The organism is Isoptericola aurantiacus (assembly GCF_044769875.1).
Classification (GTDB): Bacteria; Actinomycetota; Actinomycetes; order Actinomycetales; family Cellulomonadaceae; genus Isoptericola; species Isoptericola aurantiacus.
On sequence record NZ_JBJBAE010000004.1, the window covers coordinates 143,353 to 164,779 of the forward strand.

Genomic DNA, 21,427 nt, shown 5'->3' on the forward strand with positions numbered 1-21,427 from the left:
TGACGAACAAGGAGCACCGGGTGATCGACGACACCCTCCTCGAGGCCGAGGAGAAGATGGACACGGCGATCGAGGTCGCCAAGGAGCAGTTCGCCGGGATCCGCACGGGCCGGGCGAACGCCGGGATGTTCTCCTCGCTCGAGGTGGACTACTACGGGGCTCCCACGCCGCTGCAGCAGCTCGCCTCCTTCAACATCCCGGACGGCCGCACCGTGCTGATCTCTCCGTTCGACAAGAGCTCGATGGCGGCGATCGAGAAGTCGCTGCGCGAGTCCGACCTGGGGGTGAACCCGTCCAACGACGGCAACGCGATCCGCGTCATCATGCCGACGCTGACCGAGGAGCGTCGCCGTGACTACGTCAAGCTCGCCAAGACGAAGGCGGAGGACGCCCGGATCTCGGTGCGCGGCGTGCGCCGCAAGGCCAAGGAGCAGATCGACCGCCTGGTCAAGGACGGCGAGGTCGGCGAGGACGAGGGTGTGCGGGCGGAGAAGGAGCTCGAGGCGCTGACGAAGAAGCACGTCGACCTGGTCGACCAGCTCCTCGCCGGCAAGGAGAGCGAGCTGCTCGAGGTCTGATGTCACCTGTCGACGCGCAGCGCAAGCCGTCCCGCGCCGGTCGCAACCTGCCGGCGGCCGTGGCGGTCGGGGTGGGGCTGCTGGTGGTGTTCGGCGCGTCGCTGTTCTTCCGCCCCGAGCCGTTCGTGGCCCTCGTGGTCGTGGCCCAGAGCGCCGCGCTGTGGGAGCTGCGCACGGCGTTCGCCCGCCGGGACATCCACATCCCGCTCACGCCGCTGCTGGTCGGCGGCGCGGGGATGGCCGTCTCGGCGTACGCCGCCGGGGCCGAGGCGCTGCTCGTCGCCTTCGTCCTCACCGTCGGGGGCGTCGTCGTGTGGCGCGTCCTGGACGGTTCCGGGCCGCGGGCGCTGCGCGACGCCGCCGCCGGGGTCTTCGCCGCGACCTACCTGCCGTTCCTGGCCGGGTTCGTCCTGCTGCTGCTCGACCAGCCCGACGGCGAGCTGCGCGTGGTGCTGTTCGTGCTGCTGGCGGTGGCCAACGACGTCGGGGGCTACGCATCCGGTGTCATCTTCGGACGGCACCCGCTCGCCCGCTCGATCAGTCCCAAGAAGAGCTGGGAGGGACTGGCGGGCTCGGTGCTGCTCGCCGTCGCCGTCGGCGTCGCGGGTGCGCTGCTGGTGCTGGACGTGTCATGGTCGTGGGGGGTGGCGCTCGGTGTGCTCACCGCCGTGACCGCGACGGCGGGCGACCTGGCGGAGTCGCTCGTCAAGCGCGACCTGGAGCTCAAGGACATGGGGACGCTGCTCCCCGGGCACGGCGGTGTCCTGGACCGTCTGGACTCGCTCGTGATCACCGCACCGTTCGTCTATCTCGTGCTCGCCGCGACCGTCTGACCGCGAAGGAACTCTCATGGCACCACCGACCGCCTCGCCCGGGCCGACCGATCTCGGCGTGCCCGCGGTGCGCCCCGGCGACGAGACGCGGCCCATCCCGCTGCAGATGGCACCCAGGCGCCGCGGCAAGCCGCCGAAGCACTTCGCCGACCTCTCGCCCGAGGAACGGGCCGAGTCCGTCGTGGCTGCGGGGGAGAAGCCCTTCCGCGCCAAGCAGCTGGCCGCCCACTACTTCACGCACTACACCTCGGACCCGGCCGAGATGACGGACCTGCCGAAGGCCAGCCGCGAGAGCCTCGCGACGACGATGTTCCCGCCGCTCATCCGCCCGACGCGCCGCATGGAGGCGGACGGCGGCACGACCGTCAAGACGCTGTGGCACCTCTTCGACGACGCCCGGGTGGAGTCGGTGCTGATGCGCTACCCGCACCGCACGACCCTGTGCGTCTCGTCCCAGGCGGGGTGCGGCATGGCCTGCCCGTTCTGCGCCACGGGCCAGCTCGGCCTGACGCGGAACCTGTCGACGGCGGAGATCCTCGAGCAGGTGCGTGCCGCGTTCCGGGCCTTGGACCGTGGTGAGATCCCGGGTGGTCCGGCGCGGCTGAACAACCTCGTCTTCATGGGGATGGGCGAGCCGTTGGCGAACCCGCGGGCGGTCATCGAGTCGGTCAAGGCGCTCGTGGCGCCGCAGCCGGAGGGCTTCGGCATGTCGGCGCGGAACATCACCGTCTCGACCGTCGGGCTCGTCCCGGCGATGCGCAAGCTCGCCGATCTCGGCATCCCGGTCACGCTCGCGCTGTCCCTGCACGCGCCGGACGACGACCTGCGCAGCGAGCTGGTGCCGATCAACACCCGGTTCAGCGTCGACGAGGCGATCGACGCCGCGAGGCACTACTACGAGGTGACGGGGCGACGGGTCTCGATCGAGTACGCCCTCATCAAGGACATGAACGACCAGGGCTGGCGTGCCGACCTGCTGGGGGAGAAGCTCAACGCCCGCGGCAAGGGCTGGGTGCACGTCAACCCGATCCCGCTCAACCCGACCCCCGGCTCCATCTGGACCGCGAGCGAGCGTTCCGTCGAGGACGAGTTCGTGGCACGATTGCGCGGGCACGGGATCCCCACCACGATCCGTGACACCCGCGGGAGCGACATCGACGGCGCCTGCGGGCAGCTGGCCGCCGAGGAGGACGACGAGTGAGCAGCACGCTCTTTTCGACCGTGTCGAAGATGCGGAACGGGTACGACCAGGACGAGGTCGACGACTTCTTCGACCATGCACGCCAGGCGTACGAGGGCCGCACGCCCGAGCCGATGACGAACGCGGACATCGCGACGTCGACGTTCGAGCTGGTGCGGGGCGGGTACAACACCCACGAGGTCGATGCGGCGCTGGACCGGCTCGAGGGAGCCTTCATCGCGCGGCAGCGGGCGGACTTCGTGAACGCCCAGGGCCAGGAGGCATGGATGGCGGCGCTCGCCGAGCGGGCGCGCACCCTGTACGGGCGGCTCGGGCGCCCGGACGGGCAGAAGTTCGCGCCGGCGGAGCGCGGTCGTCAGGGGTACGACATGGACGACGTGGACGCGGTCTGCGACCGTCTGGTCGGCTACTTCGACCGGCAGGAGCCCTTGACGGCGGCGGAGCTCCGCTCGGCCACCTTCGGCCGGTCCAAGGGAGCGGGCGCCTACGCGGAGGAGCCGGTCGACCGCTTCCTGGCCCGCGCCATCGAGGTGCTGCTCGGCGTCGAGTAGGACGCCGCCGGGTCCGCGGCCGCCTCGGAGACCAGCGCCGCGTGCTCGGTGCGCTCCAGGAAGTCGCGGATCGTGTCGCGGCTGCGCGTCAGGCAGGAGATCCGCTCGTCGATCCCGGTGAGGGCCTCGGCGAGCAGGGTCGCGACGGTGCGCGGGCACGTCGGATGGTCCTGCGCGGCGGCGTCCTCCATCTCGACCAGCGCCTTGACCAGCCTCGTCGACAGCCCGGCTCGCACGAGCCGCGCCACGTGAGCGACGCGATCGACGTGCTCCTCCCCGTAGTCGCGGTAGCCGTTGGCTGCGCGCGGGGCCACGAGGAGCTCCTGCTGCTCGTAGTACCGGATCAGTCGGGGCGCCACCCCGGTGCGTCGGGCCACCTCACCGATCTTCATCGCCACCTCGCTGTCGGGGTCGGAACAGTGCGCTTGACATTGACATCAATGTCAAACTCTAGCGTCGTCAGCATGACGACCGACACCCGCCACGACGCACTTCCCCGGACCTCGCTGCTCGTCCTCGGCGCCGCGACCTTCACCATGGTCACCGCCGAGATGCTGCCCACCGCCGTCCTGCCGCAGATGAGCACCGGGCTCGGCGTGGACGAGTCCCGGACGGGCCTGCTGGTGTCGTTCTGGGCCGCCGTCGTGGTGGTGCTGAGCTTCCCGCTGGTCCGTCTGACCGCCCGGTTCGACCGGAGATCGGTGATCGCGGGTGCGCTGGTGGTGCTCGCGTCGGCCTCGGTGGTGACCGCCCTGGCGCCCACCTACGCGGTCGCGCTGGGCGCGCGGATCCTCGGCGCTGCGGCGGTGGGGCTGCTGTGGGCGACGGCCAACGCGCACACCGCCGAGATCGTGCCCGACCGGCTGCTGGACCGGGCGGTGGCGGTGGTCCTGGGCGGCGCCACGGCGGGGATGGTGCTCGGCACCCCGGCGGCCAGCCTGGTCGCGCGAGCCGCGAGCTGGCGGGTGGCCTTCGCCCTCCTGGCGGCCGTGGTCCTCGTCGTGGCCCTGCTGGTGCGGCGGCTCGTCGTCGCGGGCCCGGGACGCCGTGCCGAACGGGTCGCGGCCGAGTCGTCCTCCCCGAGCGGTGCACCCGAGCGACCCCACCCCGGCCGGTGGGTCGCGGTCACCGAGCTGGTGGGTGTCGCGCTCATGGGCCACTACGGCGCCTACACCTACGTGACCCGGCTCGTGGAGGAACCCGCGCGGGCCGTTCCCGGTGGCACCAGCTCGGTGCTGCTGCTGTTCGGCGTCGCGTCGTGGGTCGGCGTCGTGCTGGCCGGCCGGGCCGGCGGGCGTACGGTGATCGCGCTGCTCGTGAGCAGCGCGGTCACGGCCGCGGCCCTGGCCGCACTGACCACGGTCACGGGACCGGCGCCCGCGCTGGGGGTGGTCGCGGCGTGGGGGCTCGGCTCGGGTGCCCTGGGTCCGTCGGCCCAGACGCTCGTCCTCCGGCTCGGCGGACCCGGACGGCGGGAGACGGCCGGCGCCCTGATCCCGGTCGTCTTCAACGGGGGCATCGCCCTCGGCGCGGCCGCGGCCTCGCTCGTCGTGACCGGCGCGTCACCCGCGGCGCTGCCGCTCCCGGCGGCGGGACTCGTCGGGGTCTCGGCGGCGCTGCTGGCGGTCGTGCTGCGTGGCAGCTCGTCCCGCGCCCGGAGCAGGCCCGGGGCCCTGCGATGATGGCGCCCATGAGCACGCTCCGCACCGTCACCCTGCTCGGCTCGACCGGGTCCATCGGCACCCAGGCGATCGACGTCGTCGAGGCCCATCCGGGCCGGTTCGTCGTCGAGGCATTGAGCGCCGGCGGCTCCGACGTCGCGCTCCTCGCCGACCAGGCCGCCGCCCTCGGTGTGCGGACCGTCGCGGTGGCCGACGCCGCGCGGGCGGAGGACCTGCGCGCCGCGCTGTCCGCACGTCTGGGTCGGGGCGCCGCCGACGTCGAGGTCCTGGCCGGACCTGACGCCGCCACCCAGGTGGCCGGCCGGGGGAGCGACGTGGTGCTCAACGGCATCACCGGGTCGGTGGGTCTGCGTCCCACGCTGGCGGCCCTGCAGGCCGGTTCCACGCTGGCGCTGGCGAACAAGGAGTCGCTCGTCGTCGGCGGGCCGTTGGTCAAGGCACTGGCGGCGCCGGGCCAGATCGTCCCGGTGGACTCCGAGCACTCGGCCATCGCGCAGGCGCTGCGCGGGGGGAACGCCGAGGAAGTGCGTCGCCTGATCCTCACGGCGTCCGGCGGGCCGTTCCGCGGCCGGACCCGCGACGAGATCGGGACCGTCACCGCCGAGCAGGCCCTCGCCCACCCGACGTGGGCGATGGGACCGGTCGTCACGGTGAACTCGGCGTCCCTGATGAACAAGGGCCTCGAGCTCATCGAGGCGCACCTGCTCTTCGACGTGCCCACCGACGACATCACCGTGGTGGTGCACCCGCAGTCGGTGGTGCACTCCATGGTCGAGTTTCGCGACGGATCGACGATCGCCCAGGCGTCCCCGCCGGACATGCGGCTGCCGATCGCGCTGGGGCTCTCGTGGCCGGAACGTCTGGACGCCGTCTCCCCGCCCTGCGACTGGACGCAGGCGGTGGGCTGGACCTTCGAACCGCTGGACGACGCCACGTTCCCCGCGGTCGGCCTGGCACGGGCGGCGGCCGCGGCCTCCGGGACCCACCCGGCCGTGTACAACGCGGCGAACGAGCAGGGCGTCGCGGCCTTCCTGCGCGGTCGGATCGCCTTCACCGACATCGTCGACACGGTCGAGCGGGTGCTGGGCGAGCACGACGGCGTCGCGCCGGCCGCGGTGACGCTGGACGTCGTCGAGGAGGTCGAGCGCTGGGCGCGGGCCCGCGCCGACGAGCTGCTCGCGCGCAGCTGAGCCGCGGGCCGGGCGGCGGCCGTCCCCGGCGTCCAGGAACGTCGCCTACCCTCGAGGCGTGGACATCCTTCCGGTCGTCGTCGGCATCGTCGTCATCGTGCTCGGCATCCTCGTCTCGATCGCCCTGCACGAGGTCGGCCACATGGTGCCGGCCAAGAGGTTCGGCGTGCGTGTCAGCGAGTACATGGTCGGGTTCGGACCCACGCTGTGGTCGCGCCGCAAGGGCGAGACCGAGTACGGCATCAAGGCCATCCCACTGGGTGGCTACGTCCGTCTGGTGGGCATGATGCCCCCGGCCCGTCCGGGCGTGCGCGGGGGCGGCGGGTTCTTCGGCCGGGTGATCGCCGACGCCCGGGATGCCAGCGTCAGCGAGATCCGGCCGGGGGAGGAGCATCGCGCCTTCTACCGCCTGTCGACCCCGAAGAAGCTGGTGGTCATGCTGGGTGGCCCGGTGATGAACCTCGTCATCGCGGTCGTGCTCCTCGCGGTGGTGTTCCTCGGTATCGGCATGCCCACGGCGACGACGACGGTGGCGGACGTCGGTGAGGACTCCGCCGCGGCCGCCGCCGGCGTGGAGCCGGGCGACGAGGTCGTCGCCTTCGACGGTGCCCCCGTCGAGGAGTGGTCCCAGCTCGTCGGCCTGATCAACGACAGCGCCGGGCAGGAGGTGCCTCTGACCGTGCTGCGCGACGGCGAGGAGGTCACCCTGGCGGTCACGCCGACGCCCGCCGAGCGGCCCCTGACGGACGACGACGGCTATCCCGTCACCGACGACGACGGTGAGCCGGTCATGGTCGACGGCGCCCTGCTGGGGGTGTCGTCCAGCGTGGAGCGGCAGGCGCTCCCCGTGTCCTCGGTGCCGGAGGCGGTGTGGTTGCAGGTCTCGGGCACGGCCGACGCGATCGTGACCCTGCCGGTGCGGGTCTACGACGCGGCGTACCAGGCCTTCACCGACGAGCCGCGCTCCCAGGACTCGGTGATGTCGGTCGTCGGGGTCGGCCGCGCCGCCGTCGACACCGCCGGGGCCGAGGACTACTCGGTGCTCGCCAGGGTCCAGCTGATGCTCATGCTGCTGGCCTCGCTGAACATCGCGCTGTTCATGTTCAACCTCATCCCGCTGCTCCCGCTGGACGGCGGGCACGTGGCCAACGCCCTCTACGAGGGCGCCCGGCGCTCGGCGGCCCGGGTGCGGGGCCACGCGCTGCCGGGGCCGGCCGACGTCGCGAGGATGATGCCGGTGGCCTATGTCGTCTTCGTGGTCCTGATCGGCGTCGGCGCCGTCCTCATGGTGGCCGACCTGGTCGATCCCGTCCGGCTCTTCTGAGGTGTGAAGGCGCGGTGAGCGTCACGGTCCCGATCAGGTGACGATGCCGCGCCAGGTGTGTCGCACGGGCTCGGAGGCGCGATACTGACCCTGTGACTGCAGTGAATCTCGGCATGCCGGCCCCGCCCGCGCCCACCCTGGCCCCGCGCCGCAAGACCCGCAAGATCCGGGTCGGCGACGTGTACGTGGGTGGCGACGCCCCGGTCAGCGTCCAGTCCATGACCACGACCAAGACCACGGACATCAACGGAACCCTCCAGCAGATCGCGGAGCTGACGGCCGCCGGCTGCGACATCGTGCGGGTGGCGTGTCCCACCCAGGACGACGCCGACGCGTTGCCGATCATCGCCAAGAAGTCGCAGATCCCCGTGATCGCGGACATCCACTTCCAGCCGAAGTACGTGTTCGCGGCCATCGAGGCGGGCTGCGCGGCCGTGCGCGTCAACCCGGGCAACATCAAGAAGTTCGACGACCAGGTCCGCGAGATCGCCCAGGCGGCCAAGGACCACGGCACCTCGCTGCGCATCGGCGTCAACGCGGGCTCGCTCGACAAGCGCCTCCTCGAGAAGTACGGCAAGCCCACGCCGGAGGCCCTGGTGGAGTCGGCCGTGTGGGAGGCGAGCCTCTTCGAGGAGCACGACTTCCACGACTTCAAGATCTCGGTCAAGCACAACGACCCCGTGGTCATGGTGCGCGCCTACGAGCTGCTGTCCCAGCGCGGCGACTGGCCGCTGCACCTCGGCGTCACCGAGGCCGGTCCGGCGTTCCAGGGGACCATCAAGTCCGCCACCGCGTTCGGTGCGCTGCTGAGCCAGGGCATCGGTGACACGATCCGGGTGTCGCTGTCCGCACCGCCGGTCGAGGAGGTCAAGGTGGGCCTGCAGATCCTGCAGTCGCTCAACCTGCGCGAGCGCAAGCTCGAGATCGTCTCGTGCCCGTCCTGCGGTCGTGCCCAGGTCGACGTCTACGAGCTGGCCGACAAGGTCACCGCCGGGCTGGAGGGCATGGAGGTCCCGCTGCGCGTCGCCGTGATGGGTTGCGTCGTCAACGGGCCCGGCGAGGCGCGTGAGGCGGATCTCGGGGTGGCCTCCGGCAACGGCAAGGGGCAGATCTTCGTCAAGGGTGAGGTGATCAAGACCGTCCCCGAGGCGATGATCGTCGAGACGCTCATCGAGGAGGCCCTGCGCATCGCGGAGTCGATGCCGGCCCCGGAGAACGACTCGCAGGCCGGCGCGCCGGTCGTCTCGGTGTCCTGAGGCGCCCACCGGGCGCGGGCGGGAGGAACACATGGGGTGGCGACCGGCGGTCCGCGGCCCACGTCCCGCCGCGTCCGACGGCGGCCGCCGTGGCCCGTCCGCGCGGGTGCTCGGCCCGTCGGCGCTCGCCGAGGCGCGGCACGTGTGCGCCCTCGACCCCGTGGCCTCCGTGCTCGCGGCCGCCCGCCTCGACGTCGCCGACCGGGCGGGCCTGGCCGCGGCCGGGGGGCAGCTGTGGGGGTACCCCGACTCCGGGTCCCTGCGCGCCGTGTGCTGGGCCGGCGCGAACCTCGTGCCGGTGGTGCCGGGGTCGGTCCCGCGCGACGACGCCGACGACGCCGTGGCGGCGTTCGCCGGTCTCGCCCGCGAGCAGGGGCGCCGGTCGAGCTCGATCGTCGGCGAGCAGCGGGCGGTCCTGCGGATGTGGGAGATCCTCTCCCGCGTGTGGCCGCCGCCGCGCGAGGTCCGTACCGAGCAGCCGTCGCTGGTCATCGACCGGGATCCGGACGTGGAGCCGGACCCGGCGGTGCGGCCGTCGACGCTCGCCGAGCTCGACCTGGTGCTGCCGGCGTGCGTGCGGATGTTCACCGAGGAGGTCGGGTACTCGCCCGTCGCGGGCGGAGGCAGCGCGTACGCGGCCCGGGTGCGCTCGCTCATCGCCGACCGGCGCTCGTTCGTCCGGATCGACACGGACGCGGCCGGGGAGTCCCGGGTGGTGTTCAAGGCCGAGCTGGGTGCCGTCTCCCAGGGCGTCGCCCAGGTGCAGGGCGTCTGGGTCGAGCCCGGCCTGCGCGGCCAGGGCCTCGCCGCCCCGGGCATGGCGGCCGTCGTCGCCCTGACGCGGCGGCACGTCGCGCCGGTGGTGTCGCTCTACGTCAACTCGTTCAACTCCCCGGCGCTGGCGGCCTACCGGCGCGTGGGGTTCGAGCAGGCCGGGACCTTCGCCACGGTGCTCTTCTGAGCGCTCCTCTCAGCGCAGGAACTTCGACGTCCGGCGGTCGGCGAGCACGGTGCCGCCGGTCTGACAGGTGGCGCAGTACTGCAGGGAGCTGTCGGCGAAGCTGACCTCGCGCACCGTGTCCCCGCACACCGGGCAGGCGGCCCCGGTCCTTCCGTGCACGCGCATCCCGGCCCGCTTGGCGTCCTTCAGCTCGGCGGCCGGGCGTCCCGAGGCCGCGGCCACCGCCGCGCGCAGCGTCGCGACGACGGTCGCGTGCAGGTGGGCCACGCCGTCGTCGTCGAAGGACCGGGTCAGGGCGAACGGCGAGACGCCGGCGGCGTGCAGGATCTCGTCGGAGTAGGCGTTGCCGATGCCGGCGACGGCGTGCTGGTCGCGCAGCAGACCCTTGACCTGCTGGTTGCGGGCGTGCAGCAGGTCGCCCAGCCGCTCCGCGGTGAAGTCGGCCGACAGCGGCTCGACGCCGAGGGTACGGATCGCCTCGACGTCCTCGGGTGCGGTCACGACGTGCACGGCCAGGCGCTTGCGCGTCCCGGCCTCGGTGAGGTCGACGCCCGAGCCGTCGTCGAGCCGCAGCCGCAGCGCCAGGCTCGCACCGCGGGACGAGCCGCCCAGGCGTGGCCGCACCGGCGTCGTCGGCGCTGTCTCGTGGCGGCGGACCCATCCGCCCCGGGCCAGGTGCGCGGCGAGGTGCAGCGGACCCGCGGCGTCGGGGTCGGCGTCGACGGCGGCACGGGCGTCGGCGTCGACGGTGAGGACCAGCCACTTGCCCCGGCGGGACCAGCCCTGCACCCGACGGCCCACGAGCGCCGAGACCGGTGGGCGGTGGGTCTTGAGCGCGGCGATCGCGGCGACGTCGGCCGCCACCACGGTGCGGCCGGCGGTGGCGCCGTCGAGGAACCGGACCAGGGCCTCGACCTCGGGCAGCTCGGGCATGGGACCAGTGTCGCCGAACCACCGCCACGGCGCCGCTAGGCTGGGGCGCATGTCGATCGCGTCCCCTCGCAGCGCCTCCCGCGGTGACCTGCTGAGGCTCTCCCACCTGTTCGTCCGTACCCTGCGCGAGGACCCGGCCGACGCCGAGGTCGCCAGCCACCGCCTGCTGGTGCGGGCCGGCTACATCCGCCGCGCCGCCCCCGGGGTCTACTCGTGGCTGCCGCTGGGCCTGCGGGTGCTCGCCAAGGTCGAGGCCGTCGTCCGCGAGGAGATGGACGCGATCGGCGCCCAGGAGGTGCACTTCCCGGCGCTGCTGCCGCGCGAGCCCTACGAGGCCACCGGCCGGTGGTCGGAGTACGGGCCGAACCTGTTCCGGCTCAAGGACCGCAAGGACGCGGACTACCTGCTGGCGCCCACTCACGAGGAGATGTTCACCCTCCTGGTCAAGGACCTGTACTCCTCGTACAAGGACCTGCCGCTGGCGCTGTACCAGATCCAGACCAAGTACCGCGACGAGGCCAGGCCCCGTGCGGGCCTGATCCGGGGCCGCGAGTTCATCATGAAGGACGCCTACTCCTTCGACCTCGACGACGACGGCCTGGCGGAGGCCTACGAGAAGCAGCGCGGCGCCTACCAGCGGGTCTTCGAGCGCCTGGGGCTCGACTACGTCATCGTCTCGGCGACGTCCGGCGCCATGGGCGGCTCCCGCTCCGAGGAGTTCCTCTCCCCGTCACCGATCGGGGAGGACACCTTCGTCCGTTCCGCCGGCGGCTACGCGGCGAACGTCGAGGCCGTCGTCACCACGGTGCCCGAGCCGCTCGCGTACGACGACGCCCCGGCCGCGCACGTCGAGGACACCCCCGACACCCCGACCATCGCCACGCTCGTCGACGTGGCGAACGCCCGGCACCCGCACCCGGACCGGCCCTGGACGGCCGCCGACACCCTGAAGAACGTGGTGCTGGCCGTCACCCAGCCCGACGGGACCCGCGACCTGGTCGTCGTGGGGGTGCCGGGCGACCGCGAGGTCGACGTCAAGCGCCTCGAGGCCGCCCTCGCCCCGGCCGAGGCCGAACCGGCCACCGAGGCGGACTTCGCCGCGCACCCCGAGCTCGTCAAGGGCTACATCGGGCCGGGCGTGCTCGGGCCCCAGGGCGCCCAGGTGGTCGACGACGCGACGGGGGAGTCCCGGTCGGCCGTGCGGTACCTCCTCGACCCGCGGGTGGTCGACGGCACCCGGTGGATCACCGGCGCCGACGCGCCCGGCCGGCACGTCTTCGACCTCGTCGCCGGACGGGACTTCACCGCGGACGGCACGATCGAGGCGGCCGAGGTGCGCGCCGGTGACCCCGCGCCGGACGGCTCCGGCCCGCTCGAGCTGGCCCGCGGCATCGAGATCGGTCATATCTTCCAGCTCGGCCGCAAGTACGCCGAGGCGCTGGACCTCAAGGTCCTCGACCCGAACGGCAAGCAGGCCGTGGTGACCATGGGGTCCTACGGCATCGGGGTCACACGGGTGCTCGCGGCGCTCGCGGAGGCGCACCACGACGACAAGGGCCTCGCCTGGCCCGCCCACGTGGCCCCGGCGCACGTGCACGTGGTGGCCACCGGCAAGGGGGAGGAGGTCTTCGCCCGGGCCGAGCAGATCGCGACCGCCCTGGTGGCCGACGGGGTCGAGGTCGTCTACGACGACCGCCCCAAGGTCTCCCCGGGGGTCAAGTTCGCCGACGCGGAGCTGTTCGGGGTGCCGCTGCTGGTCGTGGTCGGCCGTGGCCTGGCCGACGGGGTCGTCGAGGTCCGACCGCGTGCCGGTGAGGCCGTGCAGGTGCCGGTGGACGACGCCGTGGCGACGGTGACCGAACGGGTCGCGGAGCTGTTGGCCCGCTGACGACTCTCGGGTCAGTCCTGCTGCTCGGGCAGCCCCGGGAACGGCGTCGGCTCGGCGCCCCACGCGTCCAGCGTGAGCGCGGTGTCGAACAGCAGGTCGACCAGGGCCGTCCGGCTGTCCGCAGCGGTGGTGCCGACCAGCGTGGCGTAGGTCGTGGCGAGGTCGTTCTCGACCGAACGCACCAGGGCGGCGTCGCCGGGCCGGCGCGGGACCGCGTACGCGGTCCGACGCGGGTCCTGGTCGGTCCCGGCGGTGCCGGCGAGGCCGGACCAGGCCCGCGACCGGTCGGTGTGCACGTCGGCGCGGTCCGCGAGGCGGGTGCGGCGGCCGTCGGTCCGCAGGGCGGCACGCAGCCGCAGCGCGTAGCCCGCCGAGTCCTCGGACTCCACCAGCGTGCTCAGCTCGCCGGCGGTCAGCCCTCGTGGGACGGGCACCGGCTCGTCGGAGCCGGGTCCGGTGCTGGTGACGGTGTCGGCGGCCCCGTCGGCGCTCTGCTCACCCGGGTCCTCGGAGGCGGTCGCAGCAGCCGGTGGGCTCTCCCGGTCCGTCCCGTCGGTGCCGTCCACGTCCTCGGCGGGCGGGTCCTCCGGGCCGGGGGAGGGCACGGTGGGCACGACGGTGGGCGGCGGGCCGGCCCGGGTGTAGTCGCCCACGCGGCTCGCGGACACGGTCTGCGCCGCACCGATCGAGGCGATCAGCCGGGCGAGGTCGCCGTCGGCCGTCGTGCTCGCCGCGGTGCGGCTCCGTCCGGCCGCCTCGACGAGCGCCACCACGACGTCGGACGGGCGCACCGGGCCTTCGCTGGGCGCCACCTGCGGCGACCCGCTGGGGGAGGCCGTGGGCTCCAGGCCCGAGTCGTAGACCCCGCCGAGCTGGTCGGCCTGCTCGCGCGAGTCCGCGGCGACCCGTTCCAGCTCCTCGGCCAGCCCGGGACGGGTGCCGCCGAGGACGTCGACGGCGGCGTCGGCCTGCTCGGCGACGTAGAGCGCGTCGGAGACGGCCGTCCGGCGCACGATCTCCAACGCGTCGGGAACCGGCTCGGCAGGTGGCGGCGTCTCGAGCCGGAGTCCGCACCCGGACACCAGCAGCGCGACCGCCAGCAGCCCGGCGGCCGTCCGGCGGCGCCGTCGCAGCGGTGGGGCAGCGGTGTGCGGTTCCATCGGGGACGATCTTGCCACGTCACGATGTGACGTTCGTCCACCTCGTGGGGCGGGTCGTTCGGCACGCGGGGCACGAGGGGTTCGTTACGCTGGGACGACGCACAACGACACACCGGCCGCGGGACGTCCCGGCGCGGAACGACCCACGGGAGGCATCGATGGCAGCAGAGCGTGGCCATGCGCTGGACGAGCGCGTCCGGTCGGTGGTCTCTCCGGTGGTCGAGGAGGCCGGGCTGTCGCTCGAGGAGGTGCGCACGACCCGCGCGGGCGACCGGTCGGTCGTACGCGTCACGCTCGATCTTCCCGACGACGCCGTGGGCAGCCTCGACTCGGACACGCTCGGTGAGGTCTCCCGCGCGGTCTCGGCGGCCCTCGACGACTCGGACGTGGTCCGGGGCCGGTACACGCTCGAGGTGTCGACCCCGGGTACCTCCCGCCCGCTGACCGAGGTACGGCACTTCCGCCGGGCCCGGACCCGGCTGGTCCGCCTGCAGCTCGACGACGGCGAGGAGGTGCGTGGCCGTCTGGCCGACGTGACCGGGGACGGCGACGACGCCGAGCTGGTGCTCGACGACGGCCGGAGGGTGGCGGCGTCGGGCGTGCGTCGGGGCAGTGTGGAGGTCGAGCTGAGACGGCTCGAGGACGACGAGGCGGGCACCGACCGCGAGGGTGAGGAGAGCTGACGATGGACATCGACATGAGCACGCTGAGGCTGTTGGAGCGCGAGAGGGAGATCAGCCTGGACGTCCTGGTCGAGGCCATCGAGCAGGCGCTGCTCTCCGCGTACCACCGCACCCCGGAGGCCTACCAGCAGGCGCGGGTCGAGCTCGACCGCCGCTCGGGCCACGTGACCGTGTGGGCCCGCGAGCAGATCCGGACGCCGGACCCCGAGGACCCGGACGGGCGCGAGCTCGTCGAGGCCGGCCCGGAGTTCGACGACACCCCGGCGGACTTCGGGCGGATCGCCACCGCCACCGCACGCCAGGTGATCGTGCAGCGGCTGCGGGACGCCGAGGACGACCAGGTCCTGGGCATGTTCCGCGGCAAGGAGGGCGAGGTCCTGGCCGGTGTCATCCAGCAGGGTCGCGACCCTCGGGTCGTCCTGGTGGACGTGGGCGGCACGGAGGCGGTGCTGCCCCCGCACGAGCAGGTTCCGGGCGAGGTCTACACGCACGGCGAGCGGCTGCGCGGTTACGTCGTCGAGGTCGCGCGCGGCATGAAGGGCGCCCAGGTCACGCTGAGCCGCACCCACCCGGGCCTGGTGCGCAAGCTGTTCGAGCTCGAGGTGCCCGAGATCGCGGACGGGTCGGTGGAGATCACCGCGGTGGCGCGTGAGGCGGGGCACCGGACCAAGATGGCGGTGCGGTCGAAGGTCTCCGGACTGAACGCCAAGGGCGCGTGCATCGGGCCGATGGGGTCCCGGGTGCGCGCGGTGATGGCCGAGCTGCACGGCGAGAAGATCGACATCGTCGACCACAGCGACGACCCGGCGCGCCTGGTGGCCAACGCGTTGTCGCCGGCTCGTGTGAGCTCGGTCACGGTCGTGGACCCCGACGCGAAGGCGGCCCGCGCGGTCGTCCCGGACTACCAGCTCTCGCTCGCGATCGGCAAGGAGGGGCAGAACGCCCGCCTCGCCGCCAAGCTCACCGGGTGGCGGATCGACATCCGTTCCGACGAGGGCGGGGACGCCCCCGTGGTGGCTGCCGACCCGGACGAGAGTGCCTGAGCTGTCGGGCACGATGCGCAGGCGCGGTAGACTGGACACGACCGGGTCGCGAACCCAGGCCGAGGCCTGCCCACCGGAACCCCCGCCACGAGTGCTGGGTGCGGTGCGCACGTGCGTCGGCTGCCGGGGGCGCGACCTGCGGTCGGACCTCCTGCGGCTGGTGCTGGCGCCGTCGGGTGATCGTGCCGGGGATCAACCCCGGGTCGTCGCCGACGTGCGAGGGTGCCTGCCGGGGCGAGGGGCCTGGCTCCACCGGGACCTCGCCTGTCTGGACCTCGCCGTTCGACGGCGGGCCGTGCCTCGCGCGCTGCGCGCCGCCGGTCCGCTCGACCTGGCCGAGGTCCGGGCATATCTGGAGCAGCAGGACCGTTGAGCCCTCGGGCGGGTGCCGCCGGCACCCCCCCGACGACGCGACCGGACGTCACCGTCCGGCCGCACCACGCGTACGTCGACAAGGAAGCGGGTCAGAAGCCGATGGGCACCCGATGAGTCCCCAGCGATGAGTACTCGGTACTAACGACGGTCCTACCTGTCTCGGTGGGGCCGAGACAGGAGAGATGTGGCGAAGATCCGCGTCCACGAGCTGGCCAAGCAGCTCGGGGTGGAGAGCAAGACCTTGCTGGCCGAGCTGAAGGCCTCAGGGGAATTCGTCCGTTCGGCGTCCTCGACCCTCGAGGCGCCGGTCGAGCGCACCATGCGCACCAAGTTCGCGTCCCCGGGCGGCGGTGACCAGGCGAGCCCGAAGGCTTCCCGGCCCGCGTCCGGCAGGCCCGCGCCCAAGCCGGGCGCCCAGAAGTCCCCGGCCGACGCTGCCCCGAAGCCGGGCGCTGCGCCGACGCCGACCGAGGCGCCGAAGGCGGCCGCACCGGCACCGAAGGCGTCCGCCGAGGCGTCGCAGCCGGCCGCCACCGAGGCGGGTTCCGGCACGTCGACCCCGGCCGCCAAGCCGGGTGCCGCGCCGAAGCCGGGTGCCGCGCCCAAGCCGGGTGCCGCGCCCAAGCCGGGTGCCGCGCCGAAGCCCGGTGCCGCGCCGAAGCCCGGTGCTCCGGCGCCGGCTGCCAAGGGTGGTCAGCAGCGGGGCGGAGGCCGCGGAGGTCGGCCGCCGCGTCCGGGCAACAACCCGTACGCGTCGCAGCAGGGCATGCAGCGGTCCGGCGGGCCGCGTCCGGGCAACAACCCGTACGCGTCGCAGCAGGGTATGCAGCAGCGCCCCCAGCGCGGCGAGGGCGGAACCGGCCAGGGCGAGCGCAGCGGTGGCCCCCGTCCGGGCGGCCCGCGTCCCGCGCCCGCCGGTTCCGGCGGCCCGCGCCCGAACCCGGGCATGATGCCGGGCAAGACCAGCATGCCGCGTCCGGGCGAGCGCCCGGCGGCCGGTGGCAGGGGCGGCGGCCGTGGCCGCGGCGGTCCCGGAGGCGCCGGCGGTCCCGGTGGCGCTCCCGGCGGCGGCCGCGCCGGCGGCGGGTTCCGCCCCGGTGGTGGCGGCGGGTTCCGCGGCCGCGGCGGTGCGGGTCGCGGCAGCACCCAGGGTGCGTTCGGTCGCGCTGGCGGCCGGCCGGTCCGCGGACGCAAGTCGAAGCGGGCGAAGCGCCAGGAGTTCGAGCGGATGCAGGCTCCGTCGCCGGGCGGCGTCACCGTCCCGCGCGGCAACGGCAGCACGGTCGTGCGCCTGCGTCACGGATCCTCGCTGAACGACTTCGCCGACAAGATCGACGCGAACCCGGCCTCGCTCGTCACGGTGCTCCTGCACCTGGGCGAGATGGCCACGGCCACGCAGTCCCTCGACGAGGACACGTTCGCGACGCTGGGCTCCGAGCTCGGCTACGTGATCGAGATGGTCTCGGCCGAGGAGGAGGACCGTGAGCTGCTGGAGTCCTTCGACATCGACCTCGCGGCCGAGGAGGCCGGCGAGGACGACGACGACCTGGCACCCCGTCCGCCGGTCGTGACCGTGATGGGTCACGTCGACCACGGTAAGACGAAGCTCCTGGACGCGATCCGGTCCACGGACGTCGTCGCCGGGGAGGCCGGCGGGATCACGCAGCACATCGGTGCCTACCAGGTGCGTGCCGAGCACGAGGGCGTCGACCGTGCGGTCACGTTCATCGACACCCCGGGTCACGAGGCGTTCACCGCCATGCGTGCCCGTGGTGCCAAGGCGACGGACATCGCGATCCTCGTGGTGGCCGCCGACGACGGCGTGATGCCGCAGACGATCGAGGCACTGAACCACGCCCAGGCGGCGGACGTGCCGATCGTCGTCGCGGTCAACAAGGTGGACAAGGAGGGTGCGAACCCGGCCAAGATCCGCCAGCAGCTGACCGAGTACAACCTGGTGGCCGAGGAGTACGGCGGCGAGACGCTGTTCGTCGACGTCTCCGCGCTCCGTCGCAAGGGCATCGACGACCTCCTCGAGGCCGTCCTGCTCACGGCGGACGCGGCGCTGGACCTGCGTGCGAACGCGGAGAAGGACGCTCGCGGCGTGGCGATCGAGGCTCACCTCGACAAGGGTCGCGGTTCGGTCGCCACGGTGCTGGTCCAGTCCGGCACCCTGCGGGTCGGGGACGCGATCGTCGCCGGCACCGCCCACGGCCGGGTCCGTGCCATGTTCGACGAGCACGGCGAGGCCGTGAAGGAGGCCGGGCCGGCCCGTCCGGTCCAGGTGCTCGGTCTCGCGTCGGTGCCGAGCGCCGGCGACACGTTCCTGGCGGCTCCGGACGAGCGCACCGCTCGCCAGATCGCCGAGAAGCGTGAGGCCGCCGAGCGTGCGGCTCTCCTGGCCAAGCGCCGCAAGCGCATCAGCCTGGAGGACTTCACCAAGGCGCTCGAGCAGGGCAAGGTCGAGACCCTCAACCTGGTCCTCAAGGGCGACGTGTCCGGTGCCGTCGAGGCGCTCGAGGACGCGCTGCTCAAGATCGACGTCGGCGACGAGGTGGACCTGCGCGTCATCCACCGCGGCGTCGGCGACATCACGCAGAACGACGTGAACCTGGCCACGGTGGACAACGCCGTGATCATCGGCTTCAACGTCCGGTACGGCGAGCGGGTCGAGGACCTGGCGGACCGCGAGGGCGTCGAGGTCAAGTTCTACTCGGTCATCTACCAGGCGATCGACGACATCGAGGCGGCCCTCAAGGGCATGCTCAAGCCGGAGTACGAGGAGGCGACGCTCGGCAGCGCCGAGATCCGCCAGGTCTTCCGGTCCTCGAAGTTCGGCAACATCGCCGGTTCGATCGTCCGGTCGGGCACGATCCGACGGAACACCAAGGCGCGTGTGCTGCGTGACGGCAAGGTCATCGGCGACGACCTCACGGTGGAGTCGCTGCGGCGCGAGAAGGATGACGTCACCGAGGTCCGCGAGGGCTTCGAGTGCGGCATCGGGCTCGGGTCGTACAACGACGTGACCGAGGGTGACATCATCGAGACCTTCGAGATGCGCGAGATCCCGCGCAGCTGAGGTCCGGACCGTCGACGGCGCCCCGTGCGTCCCGCTGGCACAGCGAGGACGGCGGGGCGCCGTCGACGTCATGAGAGGGAGCAGGAATGAGCGAGAACCCACGGGCCCGCAAGCTGGCGGACCGCATCAAGGAGATCGTCGCGCGGATGCTCGACACGCGGATCAAGGACCCGCGCCTCGGCTTCGTGACGATCACCGACGTCCGGGTCACGGGTGACCTCCAGCAGGCCTCGGTGTTCTACACCGTGTACGGGAACGAGGAGGAGCACGCGGGCACGGCGGCGGCGCTGGAGAGCGCCAAGGGCATGATCCGGTCCGAGGTCGGCAAGCAGACCGGCATCCGGCTCACCCCGACCGTCGAGTTCCACCTCGACTCGGTGCCGGAGACGGCGGCGCACCTGGACGCCGCGCTGCTCGAGGCGCAGCGGCGCGACGCCGAGCTCGCCGCGCTGCGCGAGGGCAAGCAGCCCGCGGGCGAGGCGGACCCGTACCGCACCACCGCCGACGACGAGGCCGCCGAGGACGCCTGAGACCCCCCGTCGCTGTGGGTATGAAATCTGCAGCGCCGGGGCGCCAGGGCCTGCAGAATTCATACCCACAGCAGCGTGAGGGAGGCGCCGTGCCTGAGCGCGTCAAGGAACGCCCACCCCGCCGGCCGACGGCGCCGGACGGGTTCGTCGTCGTCGACAAGCCGGCGGGTTCGACGAGCCACGACGTCGTCGCCCGGTGCCGGCGTCTGGCCGGCACCCGCAAGGTCGGGCACGCGGGCACGCTGGACCCGATGGCGACGGGCGTGCTGGTGATCGGCATCGGGAGGGCCACCCGGCTGCTGACCTACGTGGTCGGGGCGGACAAGGCCTACGAGGCCACGATCCGGCTCGGCGTGGGGACCAGCACGGACGACGCCGAGGGCGAGGTCGTCGCGACCCCGGGTGTCGGTGCCGACCTCGGGCGCGACGCGCTGGACCGTGAGGTCGCGGCGCTGACCGGCGCCATCCAGCAGGTACCCACCACCGTGAGCGCGATCAAGGTGGACGGCAAGCGGGCCTACGCCCGGGCACGAGCGGGCGAGGACGTCGAGCTGGCCGCCAGGCCGGTCACGGTCTCCCGGTTCGAGGTGCTGGCGACGAGGCCGGCGACGGCCGAGGACGGCACGCCCGTGCTCGACGTCGACGCCACGGTGGTCGTGTCCTCCGGGACCTACGTGCGGGCGCTCGCCCGCGACCTGGGCGCGGCGCTCGGCACGGCCGGGCACCTCACGGCGCTGCGCCGGACGCGGGTGGGCGGCTACGACCTGACCTCGGCGCGCACCCTGGAGCGGATGGAGGCGCAGGCGGACGCCGACGGCGTGCTCGCCACGCTGCCGCTGGCCGACGCCGCGCGGGCCACGTTCCCGGTGCGGGACCTTACCGCGGACGAGGCCCGCGCGCTCGGGTACGGGCAGTGGGTGGCGCCGTCGGGCGACGCCACGACCGTGGCGGGCATCGGCCCTGACGGGAACCTGGTGGCTCTGCTGGAGGACACGACCCGCCGCGGCGAGCGGCTGGCGAAGCCGGTGCTGGTGCTGGCGCCGGCGTCCTGATCAGTCCTCCAGGGCGGCCTGGGCGTCCGGCTCGGCGCCGCCGGCGGTCCGGAAGTGGCCGATCAGCGAGAGCACGACGCCGAGGGCGGTCCAGCCACCGAGCGCGATCCAGGCCGGCGCGACGTCGGCCGCGGGGAAGTACGAGAGGTCGCGCAGCAGCGTGCCGCTGGCGCCGGGCGGGAACCACTGCCCGATCGTCCCCCAGTGCCACGGCAGGAACTCCGGCGGCACGGTCGCCCCGGAGATCGGGTTGGCGACGAGCATCATGGTCACGGCGCCGACGGCGATGCCCGCGGTGCCCAGGACGGCGACGCATCCGGTGATCAGCGCGGCGACGGCGGCGAGAGCCAGCGCGATCGCGCCGGCGTCCACCCACCAGTCGCCCTGGAGCGAGCCGAACCAGGACTGCAGGACGGCGGTGAGGACGAGCCCGCCGGCGACGGCGTGGACGGCGACGGCGAGCACCCGGCGCCCCGCACCGACGACGGCCAGGGAGATGGCGATCCCTCCGGCCATACCACCGAGCAGCAGCGGGAAGAGCGCCGCCGTCAGTCCGGTGCCACGGGGGTCGTCGGGGGACAGCGGGACGACCTCGGTGACGGTGACGGTCGGCAGCGCGTCCTCGGTCGGGGGCGTGCCCTGTGCCGCGGACTCCTGCAGGGCGGCCACGGCCTGGGCGCTGAGCCGGCTCTGCAGCTGTGCGGCGATGCCGCCCAGGAGCTGGGCGGGGGCGGCGCCCGCCGCGGGTGCGGTGAGAACCTCCGGCGACTCGCCGAGCACGACGGCGCCGTAGACGTCGCGCCGCTCGATCGCCTCCACGGCGGCGTCGCGGTCGTCGAGCTCGACGAGGTCGACGGCGCCGGGCTGCTGGTCCTCGAGAGCCGTCGCGAGCTGCTCGAGGGCCGGGTCGGGGCCGACGGCCCCGACGGGCAGGTCCCGGGGCTCGGCGGTGACGGCCGGCCAGGAGAAGGCGAGCACGATCAGCGTGACGACGGCCGCGATGGCCACCCCGACGGCGACGACGCGGGACCAGGGGGTGTGCGGCGTGCGGGGATGCTCCGGCGCCGGGGTGGTGGACGACATGAGGCGCTCCTGGTGCTCATAAAAA

At 73.5% G+C, this 21,427-nt stretch carries 20 protein-coding genes; 16 read left to right on the forward strand and 4 right to left on the reverse strand.

What is annotated here, in order from left to right:
* The first annotated feature begins 20 nt into the window (after positions 1 to 20).
* From frr to ACIQLL_RS13025, 4 genes are all read left to right on the forward strand, one after another.
* Positions 21 to 578 (forward strand): ribosome recycling factor, encoded by a 558-nt coding sequence (frr, locus tag ACIQLL_RS13010; protein ID WP_402467780.1) that lies wholly within the window; start codon positions 21 to 23, stop codon positions 576 to 578.
* Complete coding sequence (locus ACIQLL_RS13015; RefSeq protein ID WP_402467782.1) at positions 578 to 1,411, forward strand: phosphatidate cytidylyltransferase; 834 nt, start codon at positions 578 to 580, stop codon at positions 1,409 to 1,411. The genes frr and ACIQLL_RS13015 overlap by 1 nt, the downstream gene beginning before the upstream one ends.
* Before the next feature lie 106 nt (positions 1,412 to 1,517).
* Positions 1,518 to 2,612 carry a 23S rRNA (adenine(2503)-C(2))-methyltransferase RlmN gene (gene rlmN, locus ACIQLL_RS13020; RefSeq protein WP_402468130.1) on the forward strand — a complete coding sequence of 365 codons (1,095 nt, stop codon included), beginning with the start codon at positions 1,518 to 1,520 and terminating at the stop codon, positions 2,610 to 2,612.
* Positions 2,609 to 3,163 carry a DivIVA domain-containing protein gene (locus ACIQLL_RS13025; RefSeq protein ID WP_402467785.1) on the forward strand — a complete coding sequence of 185 codons (555 nt, stop codon included), beginning with the start codon at positions 2,609 to 2,611 and terminating at the stop codon, positions 3,161 to 3,163. Before rlmN ends, ACIQLL_RS13025 begins: the two co-directional genes overlap by 4 nt.
* Here the strand turns inward: ACIQLL_RS13025 and ACIQLL_RS13030 are convergent.
* On the reverse strand, positions 3,097 to 3,555 hold the full coding sequence (locus ACIQLL_RS13030) for a MerR family transcriptional regulator (RefSeq protein ID WP_402467788.1): 459 nt from the start codon (positions 3,553 to 3,555) through the stop codon (positions 3,097 to 3,099). The two genes, ACIQLL_RS13025 and ACIQLL_RS13030, sit on opposite strands and share 67 nt — an antisense overlap.
* Before the next feature lie 72 nt (positions 3,556 to 3,627).
* Here ACIQLL_RS13030 and ACIQLL_RS13035 point away from each other — a divergent pair, with 72 nt between their 5' ends.
* The 5 genes from ACIQLL_RS13035 (at position 3,628) to ACIQLL_RS13055 (ending at position 9,576) form a co-directional block, all read left to right on the forward strand.
* Positions 3,628 to 4,845: an MFS transporter gene (locus ACIQLL_RS13035; RefSeq protein ID WP_402467790.1), complete on the forward strand. Its 1,218-nt coding sequence runs from the start codon at positions 3,628 to 3,630 to the stop codon at positions 4,843 to 4,845.
* 8 nt (positions 4,846 to 4,853) lie between these two features.
* Positions 4,854 to 6,035 carry a 1-deoxy-D-xylulose-5-phosphate reductoisomerase gene (gene dxr / locus ACIQLL_RS13040; protein WP_402467793.1) on the forward strand — a complete coding sequence of 394 codons (1,182 nt, stop codon included), beginning with the start codon at positions 4,854 to 4,856 and terminating at the stop codon, positions 6,033 to 6,035.
* A 58-nt stretch (positions 6,036 to 6,093) separates the two neighbouring features.
* On the forward strand, positions 6,094 to 7,359 hold the full coding sequence (locus ACIQLL_RS13045) for a M50 family metallopeptidase (RefSeq protein WP_402467795.1): 1,266 nt from the start codon (positions 6,094 to 6,096) through the stop codon (positions 7,357 to 7,359).
* 113 nt (positions 7,360 to 7,472) lie between these two features.
* Complete coding sequence (gene ispG, locus ACIQLL_RS13050; protein ID WP_402468133.1) at positions 7,473 to 8,615, forward strand: flavodoxin-dependent (E)-4-hydroxy-3-methylbut-2-enyl-diphosphate synthase; 1,143 nt, start codon at positions 7,473 to 7,475, stop codon at positions 8,613 to 8,615.
* 31 nt (positions 8,616 to 8,646) lie between these two features.
* Positions 8,647 to 9,576 (forward strand): GNAT family N-acetyltransferase, encoded by a 930-nt coding sequence (locus ACIQLL_RS13055; protein ID WP_402467798.1) that lies wholly within the window; start codon positions 8,647 to 8,649, stop codon positions 9,574 to 9,576.
* Between the two features lie 9 nt (positions 9,577 to 9,585).
* Here ACIQLL_RS13055 and ACIQLL_RS13060 read toward each other — a convergent pair whose 3' ends face one another.
* On the reverse strand, positions 9,586 to 10,509 hold the full coding sequence (locus ACIQLL_RS13060; protein WP_402467801.1) for a DNA-formamidopyrimidine glycosylase family protein: 924 nt from the start codon (positions 10,507 to 10,509) through the stop codon (positions 9,586 to 9,588).
* Positions 10,510 to 10,558: 49 nt separating this feature from the next.
* On the opposite strand from ACIQLL_RS13060, the gene ACIQLL_RS13065 reads away from it, so the two are divergent.
* Complete coding sequence (locus tag ACIQLL_RS13065) at positions 10,559 to 12,397, forward strand: proline--tRNA ligase (RefSeq protein WP_402467803.1); 1,839 nt, start codon at positions 10,559 to 10,561, stop codon at positions 12,395 to 12,397.
* A gap of 11 nt (positions 12,398 to 12,408) precedes the next feature.
* Here ACIQLL_RS13065 and ACIQLL_RS13070 read toward each other — a convergent pair whose 3' ends face one another.
* Positions 12,409 to 13,557 carry a DUF4439 domain-containing protein gene (locus ACIQLL_RS13070; RefSeq protein WP_402467806.1) on the reverse strand — a complete coding sequence of 383 codons (1,149 nt, stop codon included), beginning with the start codon at positions 13,555 to 13,557 and terminating at the stop codon, positions 12,409 to 12,411.
* Between the two features lie 158 nt (positions 13,558 to 13,715).
* On the opposite strand from ACIQLL_RS13070, the gene ACIQLL_RS13075 reads away from it, so the two are divergent.
* The 6 genes from ACIQLL_RS13075 to truB all read left to right on the forward strand — a co-directional run bounded on the left by ACIQLL_RS13075 (position 13,716) and on the right by truB (position 20,319).
* On the forward strand, positions 13,716 to 14,240 hold the full coding sequence (locus ACIQLL_RS13075; protein ID WP_402467808.1) for a ribosome maturation factor RimP: 525 nt from the start codon (positions 13,716 to 13,718) through the stop codon (positions 14,238 to 14,240).
* Between the two features lie 2 nt (positions 14,241 to 14,242).
* Entirely contained in the window at positions 14,243 to 15,283 is a 1,041-nt protein-coding gene (nusA, locus tag ACIQLL_RS13080) for a transcription termination factor NusA (RefSeq protein WP_402467811.1), read from the forward strand.
* A 13-nt stretch (positions 15,284 to 15,296) separates the two neighbouring features.
* Positions 15,297 to 15,656, forward strand: a complete 360-nt coding sequence (locus tag ACIQLL_RS13085; RefSeq protein ID WP_402467813.1) for a YlxR family protein — start codon at positions 15,297 to 15,299, stop codon at positions 15,654 to 15,656.
* A gap of 186 nt (positions 15,657 to 15,842) precedes the next feature.
* The gene (infB, locus tag ACIQLL_RS13090) at positions 15,843 to 18,737 is read left to right on the forward strand and encodes a translation initiation factor IF-2 (protein WP_402467815.1); all 2,895 of its coding nucleotides are present in this window, start codon (positions 15,843 to 15,845) and stop codon (positions 18,735 to 18,737) included.
* 86 nt (positions 18,738 to 18,823) lie between these two features.
* Positions 18,824 to 19,267: a 30S ribosome-binding factor RbfA gene (gene rbfA / locus ACIQLL_RS13095; protein WP_402467817.1), complete on the forward strand. Its 444-nt coding sequence runs from the start codon at positions 18,824 to 18,826 to the stop codon at positions 19,265 to 19,267.
* An 89-nt stretch (positions 19,268 to 19,356) separates the two neighbouring features.
* Positions 19,357 to 20,319: a tRNA pseudouridine(55) synthase TruB gene (gene truB / locus ACIQLL_RS13100; protein ID WP_402467820.1), complete on the forward strand. Its 963-nt coding sequence runs from the start codon at positions 19,357 to 19,359 to the stop codon at positions 20,317 to 20,319.
* On the opposite strand, the gene ACIQLL_RS13105 is transcribed toward truB, so the two are convergent.
* On the reverse strand, positions 20,320 to 21,402 hold the full coding sequence (locus ACIQLL_RS13105; RefSeq protein ID WP_402467822.1) for a hypothetical protein: 1,083 nt from the start codon (positions 21,400 to 21,402) through the stop codon (positions 20,320 to 20,322). It abuts the gene before it with no gap.
* Between the last annotated feature and the right edge of the window lie 25 nt (positions 21,403 to 21,427).

Coding starts and splice junctions, on each gene's coding strand:
- rlmN (WP_402468130.1), top strand. CDS start 1,518: ATGGCACCCAGGCGCCGCGGCAAGCCGCCGAAGCACTTCGCCGACCTC.
- dxr (WP_402467793.1), top strand. CDS start 4,854: ATGAGCACGCTCCGCACCGTCACCCTGCTCGGCTCGACCGGGTCCATC.
- ACIQLL_RS13060 (WP_402467801.1), bottom strand. CDS start 10,509: ATGCCCGAGCTGCCCGAGGTCGAGGCCCTGGTCCGGTTCCTCGACGGC.
- ACIQLL_RS13015 (WP_402467782.1), top strand. CDS start 578: ATGTCACCTGTCGACGCGCAGCGCAAGCCGTCCCGCGCCGGTCGCAAC.
- ACIQLL_RS13105 (WP_402467822.1), bottom strand. CDS start 21,402: ATGTCGTCCACCACCCCGGCGCCGGAGCATCCCCGCACGCCGCACACC.
- rbfA (WP_402467817.1), top strand. CDS start 18,824: ATGAGCGAGAACCCACGGGCCCGCAAGCTGGCGGACCGCATCAAGGAG.
- ACIQLL_RS13085 (WP_402467813.1), top strand. CDS start 15,297: ATGCGCAGGCGCGGTAGACTGGACACGACCGGGTCGCGAACCCAGGCC.
- ACIQLL_RS13065 (WP_402467803.1), top strand. CDS start 10,559: ATGTCGATCGCGTCCCCTCGCAGCGCCTCCCGCGGTGACCTGCTGAGG.
- ACIQLL_RS13030 (WP_402467788.1), bottom strand. CDS start 3,555: ATGAAGATCGGTGAGGTGGCCCGACGCACCGGGGTGGCGCCCCGACTG.
- ACIQLL_RS13035 (WP_402467790.1), top strand. CDS start 3,628: ATGACGACCGACACCCGCCACGACGCACTTCCCCGGACCTCGCTGCTC.
- ACIQLL_RS13070 (WP_402467806.1), bottom strand. CDS start 13,557: ATGGAACCGCACACCGCTGCCCCACCGCTGCGACGGCGCCGCCGGACG.
- ispG (WP_402468133.1), top strand. CDS start 7,473: ATGCCGGCCCCGCCCGCGCCCACCCTGGCCCCGCGCCGCAAGACCCGC.
- ACIQLL_RS13075 (WP_402467808.1), top strand. CDS start 13,716: ATGGCAGCAGAGCGTGGCCATGCGCTGGACGAGCGCGTCCGGTCGGTG.
- ACIQLL_RS13055 (WP_402467798.1), top strand. CDS start 8,647: ATGGGGTGGCGACCGGCGGTCCGCGGCCCACGTCCCGCCGCGTCCGAC.
- nusA (WP_402467811.1), top strand. CDS start 14,243: ATGGACATCGACATGAGCACGCTGAGGCTGTTGGAGCGCGAGAGGGAG.